18 protein-coding genes and 1 pseudogene are annotated in these 13826 nt (G+C 50.8%); 10 read left to right on the top strand and 9 right to left on the bottom strand.

Features of this window, described 5'->3' with window-relative positions:
* Window positions 1-43 precede the first annotated feature (43 nt).
* The 4 genes from H7R56_RS14470 to H7R56_RS14455 are packed head-to-tail and all read right to left on the bottom strand — an operon-like array spanning window position 44 to window position 2294.
* Complete coding sequence (locus tag H7R56_RS14470) at window positions 44-505, bottom strand: NUDIX hydrolase (protein ID WP_106926402.1); 462 nt, start codon at window positions 503-505, stop codon at window positions 44-46.
* A 57-nt stretch (window positions 506-562) separates the two neighbouring features.
* Window positions 563-892 (bottom strand): curli assembly chaperone CsgC, encoded by a 330-nt coding sequence (gene csgC / locus H7R56_RS14465; protein ID WP_181357989.1) that lies wholly within the window; start codon window positions 890-892, stop codon window positions 563-565.
* Window positions 893-951: 59 nt separating this feature from the next.
* Window positions 952-1743: a hypothetical protein gene (locus H7R56_RS14460; RefSeq protein ID WP_106926405.1), complete on the bottom strand. Its 792-nt coding sequence runs from the start codon at window positions 1741-1743 to the stop codon at window positions 952-954.
* 44 nt (window positions 1744-1787) lie between these two features.
* Entirely contained in the window at window positions 1788-2294 is a 507-nt protein-coding gene (locus H7R56_RS14455) for a curlin (RefSeq protein WP_106926407.1), read from the bottom strand.
* Between the two features lie 333 nt (window positions 2295-2627).
* Here H7R56_RS14455 and H7R56_RS14450 point away from each other — a divergent pair.
* The 6 genes and pseudogenes from H7R56_RS14450 to csgG all read left to right on the top strand — a co-directional run bounded on the left by H7R56_RS14450 (window position 2628) and on the right by csgG (window position 7415).
* Window positions 2628-3433, top strand: a pseudogene (locus tag H7R56_RS14450) (IS5 family transposase).
* 452 nt (window positions 3434-3885) lie between these two features.
* On the top strand, window positions 3886-4545 hold the full coding sequence (gene csgD / locus H7R56_RS14445; protein WP_182928290.1) for a biofilm master transcriptional regulator CsgD: 660 nt from the start codon (window positions 3886-3888) through the stop codon (window positions 4543-4545).
* A gap of 40 nt (window positions 4546-4585) precedes the next feature.
* A complete protein-coding gene (locus tag H7R56_RS14440) occupies window positions 4586-5566 on the top strand; it encodes an IS5-like element IS5 family transposase (protein ID WP_000019402.1) in 981 nt (326 codons plus the stop codon).
* Window positions 5567-5737: 171 nt separating this feature from the next.
* A complete protein-coding gene (gene csgE, locus H7R56_RS14435; RefSeq protein WP_106926411.1) occupies window positions 5738-6127 on the top strand; it encodes a curli production assembly/transport protein CsgE in 390 nt (129 codons plus the stop codon).
* 9 nt (window positions 6128-6136) lie between these two features.
* Entirely contained in the window at window positions 6137-6550 is a 414-nt protein-coding gene (gene csgF, locus H7R56_RS14430) for a curli production assembly/transport protein CsgF (RefSeq protein WP_106926413.1), read from the top strand.
* A gap of 19 nt (window positions 6551-6569) precedes the next feature.
* Window positions 6570-7415, top strand: a complete 846-nt coding sequence (csgG, locus tag H7R56_RS14425; protein ID WP_106926415.1) for a curli production assembly/transport protein CsgG — start codon at window positions 6570-6572, stop codon at window positions 7413-7415.
* 20 nt (window positions 7416-7435) lie between these two features.
* Here the strand turns inward: csgG and rluE are convergent, their stop codons facing one another.
* On the bottom strand, window positions 7436-8098 hold the full coding sequence (gene rluE / locus H7R56_RS14420) for a 23S rRNA pseudouridine(2457) synthase RluE (protein ID WP_106926417.1): 663 nt from the start codon (window positions 8096-8098) through the stop codon (window positions 7436-7438).
* A gap of 215 nt (window positions 8099-8313) precedes the next feature.
* Here rluE and icd point away from each other — a divergent pair, with 215 nt between their 5' ends.
* Window positions 8314-9564, top strand: a complete 1251-nt coding sequence (icd, locus tag H7R56_RS14415; RefSeq protein WP_106926419.1) for an NADP-dependent isocitrate dehydrogenase — start codon at window positions 8314-8316, stop codon at window positions 9562-9564.
* 68 nt (window positions 9565-9632) lie between these two features.
* Here the strand turns inward: icd and H7R56_RS14410 are convergent, their stop codons facing one another.
* Both H7R56_RS14410 and H7R56_RS14405 read right to left on the bottom strand, forming a co-directional pair.
* Complete coding sequence (locus H7R56_RS14410; protein WP_106926421.1) at window positions 9633-9875, bottom strand: DinI-like family protein; 243 nt, start codon at window positions 9873-9875, stop codon at window positions 9633-9635.
* A gap of 300 nt (window positions 9876-10175) precedes the next feature.
* Complete coding sequence (locus tag H7R56_RS14405) at window positions 10176-10736, bottom strand: thioredoxin fold domain-containing protein (RefSeq protein WP_223878924.1); 561 nt, start codon at window positions 10734-10736, stop codon at window positions 10176-10178.
* Window positions 10737-10959: 223 nt separating this feature from the next.
* On the opposite strand from H7R56_RS14405, the gene H7R56_RS14400 reads away from it, so the two are divergent.
* Entirely contained in the window at window positions 10960-11499 is a 540-nt protein-coding gene (locus tag H7R56_RS14400; RefSeq protein WP_106926423.1) for a DUF2058 domain-containing protein, read from the top strand.
* An 11-nt stretch (window positions 11500-11510) separates the two neighbouring features.
* Here the strand turns inward: H7R56_RS14400 and H7R56_RS14395 are convergent, their stop codons facing one another.
* Window positions 11511-12209, bottom strand: a complete 699-nt coding sequence (locus H7R56_RS14395; protein WP_106926425.1) for an RluA family pseudouridine synthase — start codon at window positions 12207-12209, stop codon at window positions 11511-11513.
* 189 nt (window positions 12210-12398) lie between these two features.
* Here H7R56_RS14395 and H7R56_RS14390 point away from each other — a divergent pair, with 189 nt between their 5' ends.
* Window positions 12399-12875 carry a cold-shock protein gene (locus H7R56_RS14390; protein WP_106926427.1) on the top strand — a complete coding sequence of 159 codons (477 nt, stop codon included), beginning with the start codon at window positions 12399-12401 and terminating at the stop codon, window positions 12873-12875.
* A gap of 69 nt (window positions 12876-12944) precedes the next feature.
* Here the strand turns inward: H7R56_RS14390 and H7R56_RS14385 are convergent, their stop codons facing one another.
* On the bottom strand, window positions 12945-13340 hold the full coding sequence (locus tag H7R56_RS14385) for a DUF1398 family protein (RefSeq protein ID WP_106926429.1): 396 nt from the start codon (window positions 13338-13340) through the stop codon (window positions 12945-12947).
* 228 nt (window positions 13341-13568) lie between these two features.
* Between H7R56_RS14385 and H7R56_RS14380 the strand changes: the two genes are divergently transcribed.
* Entirely contained in the window at window positions 13569-13793 is a 225-nt protein-coding gene (locus tag H7R56_RS14380) for a hypothetical protein (RefSeq protein WP_106926431.1), read from the top strand.
* Window positions 13794-13826: the final 33 nt, after the last annotated feature.

Below are 13826 nucleotides of genomic sequence, written 5' to 3'. Positions count from 1 at the left end.
ACGACATTGGACTTCAAGGCGGCATATTCTAGCACGCAGCCTGTTACTTGGCACCCTCGGTAAACGGCCAGTTAAATGCACCGATCAACGACAGCGGATAGCGCTCGCCCTGCTGATAGCAGCGGATGCTTTCGGCAACCAGCGCAGACCGGAGGTTTTTGGCATTGAGGATCTCTTCGGCGCTGAGCCACAGGCAGCGATCGATATCGCTATCGTGCGGTTCAGTGGCGCACATTTCGGCAAGTTCAATGACGAAAAGAAAGCGCAGAAACGGCGTGTGGTCGGGTGCCAGCCACTGATGCAGACGCACAAAATGCTGCGGCGTTGCGCGAATGCCGGTCTCTTCCCACAGCTCGCGCTCGGCGGCCTGTATCAGGGTTTCGTCGGCTTCCAGATGGCCGGCAGGCTGATTCCACAGCACTTTGCCATTGATGGTTTCTTCTACCAGCAAAAATTTGCCTTCGGCGTGAACCACGCAGGCGACGGTAACGTGAGGTTTAAACATGCGGCATCCTTATCGGGCAAGAAAGAGGATAAGGATATAAAGAAGGGGAGGGGAAAATCAAACCTTCGTCGGCGAACTCCAGCTTTGCTGCAAAATAACGCCTTTACTGTCGCTGAGGGTGACGGTGATTTGTGTCCATTCGCCGTGGGGAATATCCAGCATCATGCTGGCCAGCGGCTGCGGATGCTGACCTTTTATCACGACGCTGCCGCTTTGGCTGCTGTTGCTTTGCCCGGACTGCCCCTGATGAATCACGTTAATCGTCATCTGGCAGCTGCAATCGTTTGTCAGCGTCGCCATCGGTGTGACAACCAGCGCGTTATCCTGCTGTTGGGTTTCAAACCACAGTTGGTTGCTGAGCGCGGCGGCGATAAGCAGGAGGTGCATAGAAGTCCTCGTCATTGAGCGAAAGACAGCCGGATGAAAAATTCATCCGGCTGTAGGGGTTAGTTCTGATTAACGTACGAAATGTTACCTGAACCGGATTGCTGAACGTAGGTCACCGCATTGTTATGCGTCTGACCGACGCTGCTGAAGTTACCCGCGTTGGTCTGAGACACTAAAATAGCCGAATCATTAGCGCTCTGATTCACGTAAGACTTGTTGTTGCCGACAGACTGCTGTACATCAACAATACTTTTGCTGCCCGCCTGGACAATATCAGAGAGGTTGTAGTTGCCGCTCTGTACTACAGAGCTTGAGTTACTGGTGCCAGATTGTTTAACGCCGGAATTATTGCCAGTGCCATCTTGTGACACCACAATGGCGTTACCCTGACCACCCGATTGCTGTGTCGCAGAAGAGATGTTGTTTGCGCCTTTTTGAGTGACGCTGATAGAACTAGTGGTACCTTTCTGCGTCGCCGAAGATTGGTTACCCGAACCATATTGGTTTACGAAGACAGCGCTTTTGGTCGCAGCCTGGTTGACGATAGAACTGCCATAACTGCCGTACTGATGGACATCAATGACGGAGCCGGATGAGCTCGCCTGATCGGCCTGGGAGAAGTTACCGTTTCCCGGCTGGTAAATATGAATGGCCTGATCCCATTTGCCGCTTTGCGGGACGATAGGGGCTTTGCCCGTAATTGTCGGGATATCCGGAAGCGTGACGCCGCTGCCACCGCCGCCGCCATTACCATTACCAGGCCAACTACCACCGCCTTTGCCATCTTCACTTGCCACAGCGACACCCGATGCTAACAGTGTTGACAAAATAACAATTTTCCACGTTTTCATTAAGATACCCCATAGGTTTAGAGATTGGTCAATCAGTTAAAACGCTAATTTTGGGTAATGCGAATTGCCATTCCTGCCGAATTTTGCACAACGGCCGCGCCGCGGCTTGTGCCTGTTTGATTAATCTGCGTAATATTGCCAACGCCTTTGCTGACAATTTTTGCAGAGTTATCAAAACCAGTTTGCGTAATATCCGCCTGGTTCGCCGATCCTGCCTGCACGACCTCTGCAGAATTATTCGTCCCTGATTGGCTTACCGTAGCGTTATTACCATTACCGTATTGCGCTATTGCAGCGCGATTATTAAAACCATTTTGATTTAATATCGCGTTGTTATACCCACCCACCTGAGAAATAGAACCATAAATATGCGAGCCTGACTGGTTAATAGACGCGTTATTACCGCTGCCATGTTGGCCAGTAATTGCTACCATATCGTAGTTCTGACGATATTGACTTAACCCTGAAAACTCAGAGCCCGCCAGATCGCCTCCCGCAGTAGCCAGATATGAACAGCCCAATAAGGGTATTAATAAGAACCACTGTTTCATAATGGCACCTTGATTTAACCGACGGTTAAAGTCAGGAGTTAAACCAGCGATAGCTTCGTCCGCTTACGGAGTGCGGCAGTCGCTGATTTATGGATTGAGTATGTTCGACAGAAATAATCATTGTTTTCGCCTGGATTACGTATTTTGAAAATGAGCGTCAGTCGATAGTATGAGGATTCAGGAATGAGACAGGCTGGCAGCGGCGTCACCAGGCGGATGCAAACGGAGCGGGCTGCCGCGATAGCACAACAGTATTTAGCGCTTTACGGCCTAAGAACCTATCCCAAAAGGAATTGTCAGATAATAAAATATGATAATTTCTGAGGGCGAAGCGTGGCGGGCAACAAGTGGCAGATCAGTGATGGACTCTGGGAGAAAATGGCTCCACTCATCCCGGAGCATAAAACTCAACACCCGCTGGGTACGCACCGCAAGCGGGTTGATAATCGCGCTGCAATGAACGCCATTTTCTTCGTACTCAGGACGGGCTGCCAATGGAATGCGCTGAATGCCACCGGTATATGCTCGTCAAGCTCTGCTCATCGCCGATTTCAGGAGTGGCGAGATGCTGGAGTATTTGAACGCTTCTGGCAAAATGGGTTGCTTGCTTGCGAACAGTTGGACTCTATTGACTGGTCGTGGCTGTCGATGGATGGTTGTATAACCAAATCACCGCTGGCAGGCTCAAAAAAACAGGCAGGAACCCTACAGACCGGGGGAAACAGGGCGTAAAGCGCAGTCTGATGACTGACGGGAACGGGCTACCGCTTGCACTGGTTGTTGCCGGAGCAAATACGCACGACATAAAGTTGGTTACGGATACGCTCGATGCCCTCCAGACGGGCAGACCGGGCAAGAGGCTCCGGTTGTGCATGGACAAAGGGTATGAAGCGGAATGGCTGGAATCGTATCTGAAAAGTCGTCGCTATGAACCTCATATCCAGTCACGAAAGGATGAGTCAGAGGCCATCAAATACACGGATTTTAAGGCTCACCGCTGGGTTGTAGAGAGAACACACAGTTGGATGAATCGCTACCGCCGTGTCCTGACTCGTTGGGAGAAGAAGGTCGAGAATTATGAGGCGATGCTGCATTTTGCCTGTGGTGTCATTGTCTGGAACAAAACCCTATTGGGATAGGCTCTAAGCTAAATTATTCTTCCATAAGCTAAATGATGGAATAGAAAGTTTACAGCTAGCGGCATTGTCGGCAGAAGATGGCATACCTTGAATAGACTGAAGTGTAAATACGCATGTTGGCTCAGGCGCTATGGGAAAAGATAAAATTATTTTCTTTATATAAATCATAACCAATAGTGTATTTCTTCGTAATAACCTGACATGTTATTGTTACATTTTGAAACACAAATAACCCTTGCGATTAAAATGCCAATGTCTAGATTGAACAGTATTGCAGCACTTAGGAAACAAGCGCACATTCTGTGCTTAATAGCCTTTATTGTCATACTTATTAATTGTCATACTTATTAAATCAGCAACTACACAGAACGGCGACTCTTTCTGCGTATGCATATTGTGTGCATAGCAGAAAGAGATCGCGTTCCGAGCAGCAAGCGGGATGGGGTTTCATAATGCCGAAAGAAACTGAACCGGTACATAACGATATTTTGCTGTTAATAACCAGGCCGTCATTGCAGGCCACTGCCCTGGTTCATCAACTCAAAACATCATTACCAATTAATGTCAGAATTCAGAATATTCAAAAAATGCTCGAGCAGACTGACGCCGAGCGCGTTCTGGTTCTTTTTGATCTTAGTGAGTCGGATAAAAAAAGGACCTTACTCTGGCAAAGTGAACTACGACGATTACGTGAAAAAGTGAAAGTTTTGCTCATTAATATGCCAGAGGACTATCACTTTCATGAAGTAGAGTCATGGTTTGGTATTAGCGCAGTGTTTCATCTTTCCGTCGATGAACAAACCTTAGTGGGTGGCATTCGCAACGTGATGAACGGTGGTTGCCATTTTCCTCACGATCTCACCAGCTATCTTATTAATCAGTCGGGCAGTTACCGGTACCATGACGATACCAGCGGGTTGACGCAGCGCGAAAAGGATATTCTTAATAAGCTGCGAATGGGTGCCTCGAATGTTGAAATTGCCCGCCTGCTATTTATTAGCGAGAATACCGTGAAGACACATTTATATAATCTTTTTCGCAAGATATCTGTAAAAAATAGAACGCAGGCTGTTACCTGGGCTAAGGAAGGTGCGAACAAGTCCCTGATATGAGATCATGTTTGTCATCTGGAGCCATGGAACAGGGTTCATCATGAGTCATCAACTCACCTTCGCCGACAGTGAATTCAGCAGTAAGCGCCGTCAGACCAGAAAAGAGATTTTCTTGTCCCGCATGGAGCAGATTCTGCCATGGCAAAACATGGTGGAAGTCATCGAGCCGTTTTACCCCAAGGCTGGTAATGGCCGGCGACCTTATCCGCTGGAAACCATGCTACGCATTCACTGCATGCAGCATTGGTACAACCTGAGCGATGGCGCGATGGAAGATGCTCTGTACGAAATCGCCTCCATGCGTCTGTTTGCCCGGTTATCCCTGGATAGCGCCTTGCCTGACCGCACCACCATCATGAATTTCCGCCACCTGCTGGAGCAGCATCAACTGGCCCGCCAATTGTTCAAGACCATCAATCGCTGGCTGGCCGAAGCAGGCGTCATGATGACTCAAGGCACCTTGGTCGATGCCACCATCATTGAGGCACCCAGCTCGACCAAGAACAAAGAGCAGCAACGCGATCCGGAGATGCATCAGACCAAGAAAGGCAATCAGTGGCACTTTGGCATGAAGGCCCACATTGGTGTCGATGCCAAGAGTGGCCTGACCCACAGCCTGGTCACCACCGCGGCCAACGAGCATGACCTCAATCAGCTGGGTAATCTGCTTCATGGAGAGGAGCAATTTGTCTCAGCCGATGCCGGCTACCAAGGGGCGCCACAGCGCGAGGAGCTGGCCGAGGTGGATGTGGACTGGCTGATCGCCGAGCGCCCCGGCAAGGTAAGAACCTTGAAACAGCATCCACGCAAGAACAAAACGGCCATCAACATCGAATACATGAAAGCCAGCATCCGGGCCAAGGTGGAGCACCCATTTCGCATCATCAAGCGACAGTTCGGCTTCGTGAAAGCCAGATACAAGGGGTTGCTGAAAAACGATAACCAACTGGCGATGTTATTCACGCTGGCCAACCTGTTTCGGGCGGACCAAATGATACGTCAGTGGGAGAGATCTCACTAAAAACTGGGAATAACGCCTTAAATGGCGAAGAAACGGTCTAAATAGGCTGATTCAAGGCATTTACGGGAGAAAAAATCGGCTCAAACATGAAGAAATGAAATGGCTGAGTCAGCCGAGAAGAATTTCCCCGCTTATTCGCACCTTCCCTAACGAAAACCTTAGACGCTAATCATGAAAAAACTGATAGTGATAACGGTAACATTAATAATGCTGCTGGCAGTACGCGTCACCGCTGCAGCAGAAATAGAGGTGCCGGGGCTGGTGACGGATAATACGATCACCCGTGTGGGCCACGATTTTTATCGGGAGTTTACCGACCATTGGGAGGAAGAGTACCCGGGTTCGATTACGATTAATGAACGCCCCAGTGCCCGCTGGGGCAGCTGGATAACGATCAAGGTCGATCAAGATTTGCTGTATCAGACGTTTTTATTTCCAAGTAAAAATGACTTTGATAAACAAGTTAATGTCGCATTAGCTTCCGTGTATGAGGCTTTGCAGAAGCGCGCCATTAATAAAGCTTTATTAAATACTGGCGACTTAACCAAAGATGAGTTCTAGGAGCGTACGATGAAAGTGCTTTCTTTAATTCTTGGTATTGGTTTTTTATCTACCACAGCCCAGGCGGGGAACCTGACCTTCCAGTTTGTTAACCCTAATTTTGGCGGCAACCCCAATAATGGTTCTTTTCTGCTCTCGGAGGCGAATGCGCAAAACTCCTATAAAGATCCCAATGCTTACGACTGGAGTACTTCGTCATCAAGTTCAACACTTGATAATTTCACTTCAGCTATCCAGTCGCAGCTGCTCGGTAGCCTGATGGGCAACCTCTCTACCGGTAAACCGGGGCGGCTGGTCACTAAAGACTTTATTGTTGATATCACCAATACCGACGGTCAGCTGATGATGAACATCCTTGACCGCTCTACCGGGAAATCGTCCTCTATTCAGGTCAGCGGCCTGAGCAGTGTTTCAACAAATTAATCAGTGGCGGGATGCTGAGATGAAAAATATAACCGGCGTAGTGGTCATTTTAATTAGCCTGTCGATGCTTACGGGCTGCATTACCTCTCCCCCTAAACAGGCTGCAAAACCAACGCTGTTGCCGCGCTCGCAGAGCTATCAGGACTTAACGCATCTGCCGCCACCGCAGGGTAAACTGTTTGTCTCAGTTTATAATATCCAGGATGAAACCGGGCAGTTTAAACCTTACCCGGCGAGTAACTTTTCAACCTCTGTCCCGCAGAGCGCCACCGCGATGCTGGTTTCGGCGCTGAAAGATTCCAACTGGTTTACGCCGCTGGAACGTCAGGGGCTGCAAAACCTGCTCAATGAGCGCAAAATTATTCGCGCCGCGCAGGAAAACGGTACCGTCGCAGAAAATAACCGCGGTCAGCTGCCGTCGCTGGTGGCGGCTAATATCCTGATTGAAGGTTCGATCATCGGTTATGAAAGTAATGTGAAATCGGGCGGGGCGGGGGCGCGTTACTTTGGTATTGGCGCCAGCACGCAGTACCAGCTCGATCAGATTGCCGTCAACCTGAGGGTCGTCAACGTGAGCACCGGCGAAGTACTTTCCTCGGTAAATACCAGTAAAACGATTCTGTCCTACGAGTTCCAGGCGGGCGTCTTCCGCTATATCGACTATCAGCGTCTGCTGGAAGGGGAAGTGGGCTACACGGTGAATGAACCGGTCATGCTGTGCCTGATGTCGGCCATTGAAACCGGCGTCATTTATCTGGTCAATGACGGGATCACCCGCAACCTGTGGCAGTTGAAGAACGCCTCGGATATCAATTCGCCGGTACTCGAAAAATACAAAAGTATCATCGTTCCTGATATTTCCTGACCGCTCACGCCAGGCGAGCGCTATTCGCGCTCGCCGCTGGCATCACGCCATTCGCCATTGCCGAGGTTGTCCAGCGTGTAGCCACCCATCGCGTAACGAATTAACCGCAGCGTCGGGTAGCCCACGTGAGCGGTCATCCGCCTTACCTGACGATTACGGCCTTCATAGAGCGTCACTTTGAGCCAGGCAGTGGGAATAGACTTCCGCTCGCGGATCGGCGGGTTACGCGGCCACAGCCACTCCGGAGCCTCAACGCGTTCGATACCGGCCGGCAGCGTCGGGCCGTCGTTGAGCGTGACGCCGTCGCGCAGCGCCTGCATCGCCTCTTCGCCAGGCTCGCCTTCTACCTGTACATAGTAAATTTTGCCCGTCCGCTTACCCGGCTGGGTGAGCCTGGCCTGCAGCGCGCCGTCATTTGTTAACACCAGCAACCCTTCACTGTCGCGGTCAAGGCGTCCGGCGGCGTACACATTCTGCACGGGAATAAAATCTTTCAGCGTGCTGCGGCCCGCTTCATCGGTAAATTGCGGCAAAACATCATAGGGTTTATTGAACAGTATGACGCGTTTTGGTTGGTTATCCCGGCGCGGCTTAGCGGCTTGTTTTGAGCTGAATCGCTCAACCCGGTGTTTTCTAAAAGAAGTTTTAATCATAGTATTTTCAGGCTTTATAGATTCGCGCATTATAGCCTAAGAACGAGAGTCTTTCATGGCGCCAAACAATCAGGTAGTATTGACAGGCTTATTACAAAACATTAACAAAAATGCTCTAACTCTTTGTGTTGCAGGAAGACGGTAAGACAGTGCATCTCCAGACTAAGTGGAGTGGGCGTAGTAGCGGCAAGAACCTGTGGCGTAAAGGATGACGAGCACACCAGTAGCGCTCGAAGGAGAGGTGAATGGAAAGCAAAGTAGTTGTTCCGGCGGAAGGTCAAAAAATCACCCTGAAAGACGGCAAGCTGAATGTGCCACACAATCCGATTATCCCATTTATTGAAGGCGACGGTATCGGCGTTGACGTGACTCCGGCAATGCTGAAAGTGGTTGATGCCGCTGTTGAGAAAGCCTACAAAGGCGAGCGTAAAATTTCCTGGATGGAAATTTACACCGGGGAAAAATCCACTCAGATCTACGGCCAGGACGTATGGCTGCCAGCAGAAACGCTGGATCTCATCCGCGATTACCGCGTTGCTATCAAAGGCCCTCTGACCACGCCAGTTGGCGGCGGCATCCGTTCTCTGAACGTTGCGCTGCGTCAGGAACTCGACCTGTACGTGTGTCTGCGCCCGGTGCGTTACTACCAGGGCACGCCTAGCCCGGTGAAACACCCAGAACTGACCGATATGGTTATCTTCCGTGAAAACTCCGAAGACATCTACGCAGGTATCGAATGGAAAGCTGACTCCGCAGACGCTGAGAAAGTGATTAAATTCCTGCGCGAAGAGATGGGCGTGAAGAAAATTCGTTTCCCGGAACATTGCGGTATCGGCATTAAACCGTGTTCCGAAGAAGGGACCAAGCGTCTGGTACGTGCGGCGATCGAATACGCGATCACCAACGACCGTGACTCCCTGACCCTGGTGCACAAAGGCAACATCATGAAGTTCACCGAAGGCGCGTTCAAAGACTGGGGCTACCAGCTGATTCGCGACGAATTCGGCGGCGAACTCATCGACGGCGGCCCGTGGCAGAAAATCAAGAACCCGAACACCGGTAAAGAAATCATCATTAAAGATGTGATTGCCGATGCGTTCCTGCAGCAGATTCTGCTGCGTCCGGCAGAATACGACGTGATCGCCTGTATGAACCTGAACGGTGACTACATCTCTGACGCCCTGGCGGCGCAGGTTGGCGGTATTGGTATTGCACCGGGCGCGAACATCGGTGACGAATGCGCACTGTTCGAAGCGACCCACGGTACAGCACCGAAGTACGCAGGCCAGGACAAAGTGAACCCTGGTTCTATCATCCTGTCCGCAGAAATGATGCTGCGTCATATGGAATGGTTCGAAGCGGCTGACCTGATTGTTAAAGGTATGGAAGGCGCGATCAACAACAAGACCGTGACCTATGACTTCGAACGTCTGATGGAAGGCGCTAAACTGCTGAAATGTTCAGAGTTTGGTGACGCGATCATCTCAAACATGTAATCCAGATTCTGGGTTAGTGTGAAACGGGAGCCTGATGGTTCCCGTTTTTTTATCGGTGAATAACGCGCTTACTCGCTGACCAACCAGAATTCAGCTTCCTCAAACATTTCCGTGACGACCCGGCTGATTTGTTCTTTTTCGTGCTTGCTGGCGTCAGTGTTAATGGCGGGCAGCGTCATCATCGGCTTTACGCGAACGTCGGCATCGGGAAAGAGGTTATGAACTCTTTTGCTGAGCTCTGACAGGATAATCTCTTTTGCGCCGGGCAACCCTTCAAAATTCCGTTTGTCATACACCAGTTCCACAAACATGCTAACACTCCATTTTACTGTATATAATAACAGTATATATATCGGAGGCGTGGTGGTGTCAATATCAGCGAGCGTATCGGCCAGGGTTTGCGCAAAAAACGCTGTACGGCAATGCAGGTTTTAGCGGGTGGCAGGCCGGATAAGCGAAGCGCCATCCGGCAGCCTGTACTTGATTGCCGGATGGCGGCGTCAACGCCTTATCCGGCCGGCCTACCGCGCGATTATGATGAATCTATCGGCGCCATAATGCTTAACCTCGCGGGATTACCGCCGTGCGGGGTTATCTCAGGCGCCTGCGGGTTACAGGGCTTTGCCGGCTATTTTGTCCAGAATGGCATCCGGCTTGGCGCTGCCCAGAATGACCTTTGGCGGGTTATCCAGCACGATCATCGTTGGGGTCAACTGAATCCCCAGGCGTTCGGCTAAGGCCGACTGTTGCGCCACTTCGTCCGAGCAGGAGGTACTGGTGCCATTATTGGGCAAAAAGCCCGCCATTGCGCCTTGCAGGCTTTTTTTACGGTCATCGGCACACCACACTCGCCCCATATCTTCAATCACGGAATCACGGATGGAAGGCGGTGCGACGGTCAGGAATGACATTGTCAGCCCGGCGTCGTTGTAGCTCTTGATGTTTTTTACAACCTGCGAGCAGAAAGAACACTGATTATCGATGAACACCAGAACCTTGTGTTTTTCATCAGCGGCGGTGAAGGTCACGGGGGCTAACTTAGGCAGAGTGCGGTCGAGATCCTTTAATGCTTCTGCGGTGCTCTCATCGGCGCTGGCCGGGGCATCAGCGGAAAAAACGCTAAAACTCATTGCCCAGACAACTGGCAGGGCAATCAGCGGAAATACTTTCACGGTATACCTCATTTCAACAAACATCGGATCGTCAACGGCGTCTTCGGATGATGTTATTGGCATCAACCGTAAAACGCAGTGACTTTAGCGGATCGAAGCATATTTGAGCAATGATTATTTTTTATACATCTCGCGATACGCGCTTAGCGGCTCCGCCAACTGGCTTCGCGGTGGTCATTGCGGCTATAATCGGACTAAATTTTTCAATGAGTTTAAAACAACGATGACCAAACTGACCTTACAAGAGCAGATGCTAAAAGCCGGGCTCGTCACCAGCAAGAAAATGGCCAAAGTACAAAGAACGGCTAAAAAGTCGCGCGTTCAGGCTCGTGAGGCCAGAGAAGCGGTGGAAGAGAATAAAAAGGCCCAGCTGGAGCGCGATAAGCAGCTGAGCGAACAGCAAAAGCAGGCGACGCTGTCTAAAGAGTATAAAGCGCAGGTGAAGCAACTGATTGAGATGAACCGCATCACTATTGCCCGGGGGGATATCAACTTTAACTTCACCGATAATAACGTGATCAAAAAGCTGGTGGTGGATAAACCGACGCAGACTCAGCTGATTAACGGCCGTCTGGCGATTGCACGCCTGGCGACGAATGCGGCTGGGGAAAGTGAGTACGCGATCATTCCGGCGATTGTCGCGGATAAAATTGCCCAGCGTGATACCAGCAGCATCGTACTGCACAGTGCGCTAAGTCAGGATGTGCAGGATGAAGACGATCCGTACGCTGATTTTAAAATCCCTGACGATCTGATGTGGTAACGCATTGCCCATCAAAACGGGCTCGCGCAGTGGGCGTTGATATGTTCCAAAGTGACGGGATGGACAAAACGCAGCTCGCTGGCGTGCAGCATCAGCCGCGGCGTCCGTTCGGTGCCTGGAAGCAGAAGGCCGCCATACAGATTGCAGCCTAGTATCGGGTGGCCCAGCAGCTGGCAGTGGATACGGAGCTGATGGGTACGCCCGGTTTCCGGCAGCAGATGTACCCGGGTGAGCGGCAGCGCGCTGCCGTTTTCCTGCTCCTGGCAGAAACGCGACAGCACGCGATAGCGCGAGCGCGCGGGCTTACCGTTGGCGGTGGAAATCGACATCAGGGGAAAACGTGCCGGGTCTTTGGCGATGGGTGCGTCAATCAGCCCCTCGTCATGGCTCAGGTGCCCGCAGAGCAGAGCGCTGTAGGCCTTGCTGACCGTCCGCTGGCTGAACTGCTGGCTGAGCGCCGCGTTGATGGCCTTATTTCGCGCCACCACCATCAGCCCGGAGGTCCCGAAATCCAGGCGATGCACCAGGGTACAGCCCGGAAAGCGCTGCGTCAGACGGTAGTGCACGGAATCAAAATTTAACGGATTCTTCCCCGACAGGCTGAGCAGCCCGCTGGGTTTATTGATAATCACCAGGTATTCGTCCTGATAGCGTATTTCAATCTGCTTATCGCAGGGTGGCGCAATAAAGGTATCGAGAATGGTAGACATCAGGCTGCACGGCTGGAGAGTGGAAGCGGATGATACCCAATTTTCCCTCGGCTGGCGAATTACACGCTCGCCCGTCAGAAAATTATCATCCACACTTAACCCAAAGACATAGTCTGCGCGCGCATTGTGCATTACACTGCGCGCTGCAAAAAATTGAGTTGATTAACGATTAACCAGGCGGTAACGGCGATGAACGGAACAATCACAACGTGGTTTAAAGATAAAGGTTTTGGATTTATCAAAGATGAAAATGGCGACAACCGCTATTTTCACGTGATTAAGGTTGCCAACCCTGAGCTGATAAAAAAAGATGCAGCCGTCACTTTTGAACCGACCACCAATAATAAAGGCCTGTCGGCCTATGCGGTGAAGGTGATACCGGATAGCAAGTACATCTACATTGCAGGCGAAAAGCTGAAGCTGACGTCAATCAAATCTTTCGTGGTCTACAGCGAAGAGGTGCCCGCTGAGACGCGTGTCGATAAAGAGAATGCGGTGCTGTCGGTTGGCCTGCTGATGAACAGTATCCGCCCGAAATCAGAAGCGAAGCCCGGCGAAATGCGCTCTCTGAAAAAGCTGGCGATCACGACCTTCCAGGGGACGACGCTGATTTTCTCGGAAGATGAGATCGATATTGACGCCACGATAAAGCTGCTTAAAATCTAACCATTGCTGTGATGGCAGAAACGGGAGACGATCGTAACCGGCGTTCTCCCGTTTTTTTATGGGTCATTATCAGGTGGGACTAATAATATTCTCGGTATGTAATAGCTGATTGTCTTTCGACCAGTATGAGCGGTTGACTTCATTCACATCCACCACCCACTTAAAGACGCCCGCTCTGGCTAATTCGCGGCAATATTGTTCAAACGGGGTGATGCCGGTAAAATGTCGCTTTGCGGCCATTCGGGCCAAATGGCTGCTGCCGCCTGCGCTGACTTTAATTAAGCTACGGTCACTCTTCATGGATACGTAAGAGTCAGAGGTCGTGACAATTTTGACATTGCCCGTGGCGACAAAATAAATGTAATACGAAATATCATTTTGTTTTAACTGTGTTAAGAACTGCGGGAAATCAGATTTATACCTGACTTGCTCAAAAAGTTCGCACAGCGTGTCGCTCAATTCCATTTTTATCTCCCCTGTATCCCTGTTTCTTATATTAATTTTATTGATTCACCATCCCTGTATTCCCTGAGATGAGTGTAGACGATTGATTGCAAAACTAATAGTTTGTGATGGTTATTTTGTCTGTTTGCGCAGGTTACGCCGCGCTTATGTGGCTGACGGTGGGCGATTTTGGTGGCCTGCGCGCGGCTATCCCCCTACACTAGGCAAGCACTTATAAAGGAGATAACCATGTTAGAAGGGTACTTTGATCTTGATGATGCAACCGGCGTTGATGCCGCTGAGAACCGCAAGCGTCTGCTGGCCGTTCAGGCTGCGCTAGAGATAGCTAAAGCGGCCGTGTCTGCCACCACTGCGAATGCCGGAATTCGTTCGCAGATGGACCTGCGTAACGTCTCACAAGAGGTTGCTACCCTGGCTGATGCAATCCAGGATGCGCTGGAGTCAGACGTGTAGTATCGCAATACCGCCTTCGGGCGGTTATTTCCG

Source organism: Klebsiella sp. WP3-W18-ESBL-02 (assembly GCF_014168815.1).
Taxonomy (GTDB): Bacteria; Pseudomonadota; Gammaproteobacteria; order Enterobacterales; family Enterobacteriaceae; genus Kluyvera; species Kluyvera ascorbata_B.
Note: the sequence above shows the minus strand (reverse complement) of the source record. Positions and strands in the feature narration are given on the sequence as shown.

What these genes read in the sequence shown, in the direction of transcription:
- H7R56_RS14470 (WP_106926402.1), bottom strand. Translation starts at nt 505, where the DNA reads ATGTTTAAACCTCACGTTACCGTCGCCTGCGTGGTTCACGCCGAAGGC.
- csgF (WP_106926413.1), top strand. Translation starts at nt 6,137, where the DNA reads ATGAAAGTGCTTTCTTTAATTCTTGGTATTGGTTTTTTATCTACCACA.
- H7R56_RS14395 (WP_106926425.1), bottom strand. Translation starts at nt 12,209, where the DNA reads ATGTCTACCATTCTCGATACCTTTATTGCGCCACCCTGCGATAAGCAG.
- H7R56_RS14440 (WP_000019402.1), top strand. Translation starts at nt 4,586, where the DNA reads ATGAGTCATCAACTCACCTTCGCCGACAGTGAATTCAGCAGTAAGCGC.
- H7R56_RS14380 (WP_106926431.1), top strand. Translation starts at nt 13,569, where the DNA reads ATGTTAGAAGGGTACTTTGATCTTGATGATGCAACCGGCGTTGATGCC.
- H7R56_RS14400 (WP_106926423.1), top strand. Translation starts at nt 10,960, where the DNA reads ATGACCAAACTGACCTTACAAGAGCAGATGCTAAAAGCCGGGCTCGTC.
- csgG (WP_106926415.1), top strand. Translation starts at nt 6,570, where the DNA reads ATGAAAAATATAACCGGCGTAGTGGTCATTTTAATTAGCCTGTCGATG.
- H7R56_RS14385 (WP_106926429.1), bottom strand. Translation starts at nt 13,340, where the DNA reads ATGGAATTGAGCGACACGCTGTGCGAACTTTTTGAGCAAGTCAGGTAT.
- H7R56_RS14390 (WP_106926427.1), top strand. Translation starts at nt 12,399, where the DNA reads ATGAACGGAACAATCACAACGTGGTTTAAAGATAAAGGTTTTGGATTT.
- H7R56_RS14460 (WP_106926405.1), bottom strand. Translation starts at nt 1,743, where the DNA reads ATGAAAACGTGGAAAATTGTTATTTTGTCAACACTGTTAGCATCGGGT.
- csgD (WP_182928290.1), top strand. Translation starts at nt 3,886, where the DNA reads ATGCCGAAAGAAACTGAACCGGTACATAACGATATTTTGCTGTTAATA.
- icd (WP_106926419.1), top strand. Translation starts at nt 8,314, where the DNA reads ATGGAAAGCAAAGTAGTTGTTCCGGCGGAAGGTCAAAAAATCACCCTG.
- csgE (WP_106926411.1), top strand. Translation starts at nt 5,738, where the DNA reads ATGAAAAAACTGATAGTGATAACGGTAACATTAATAATGCTGCTGGCA.
- H7R56_RS14455 (WP_106926407.1), bottom strand. Translation starts at nt 2,294, where the DNA reads ATGAAACAGTGGTTCTTATTAATACCCTTATTGGGCTGTTCATATCTG.
- H7R56_RS14410 (WP_106926421.1), bottom strand. Translation starts at nt 9,875, where the DNA reads ATGTTTGTGGAACTGGTGTATGACAAACGGAATTTTGAAGGGTTGCCC.
- csgC (WP_181357989.1), bottom strand. Translation starts at nt 892, where the DNA reads ATGCACCTCCTGCTTATCGCCGCCGCGCTCAGCAACCAACTGTGGTTT.
- rluE (WP_106926417.1), bottom strand. Translation starts at nt 8,098, where the DNA reads ATGCGCGAATCTATAAAGCCTGAAAATACTATGATTAAAACTTCTTTT.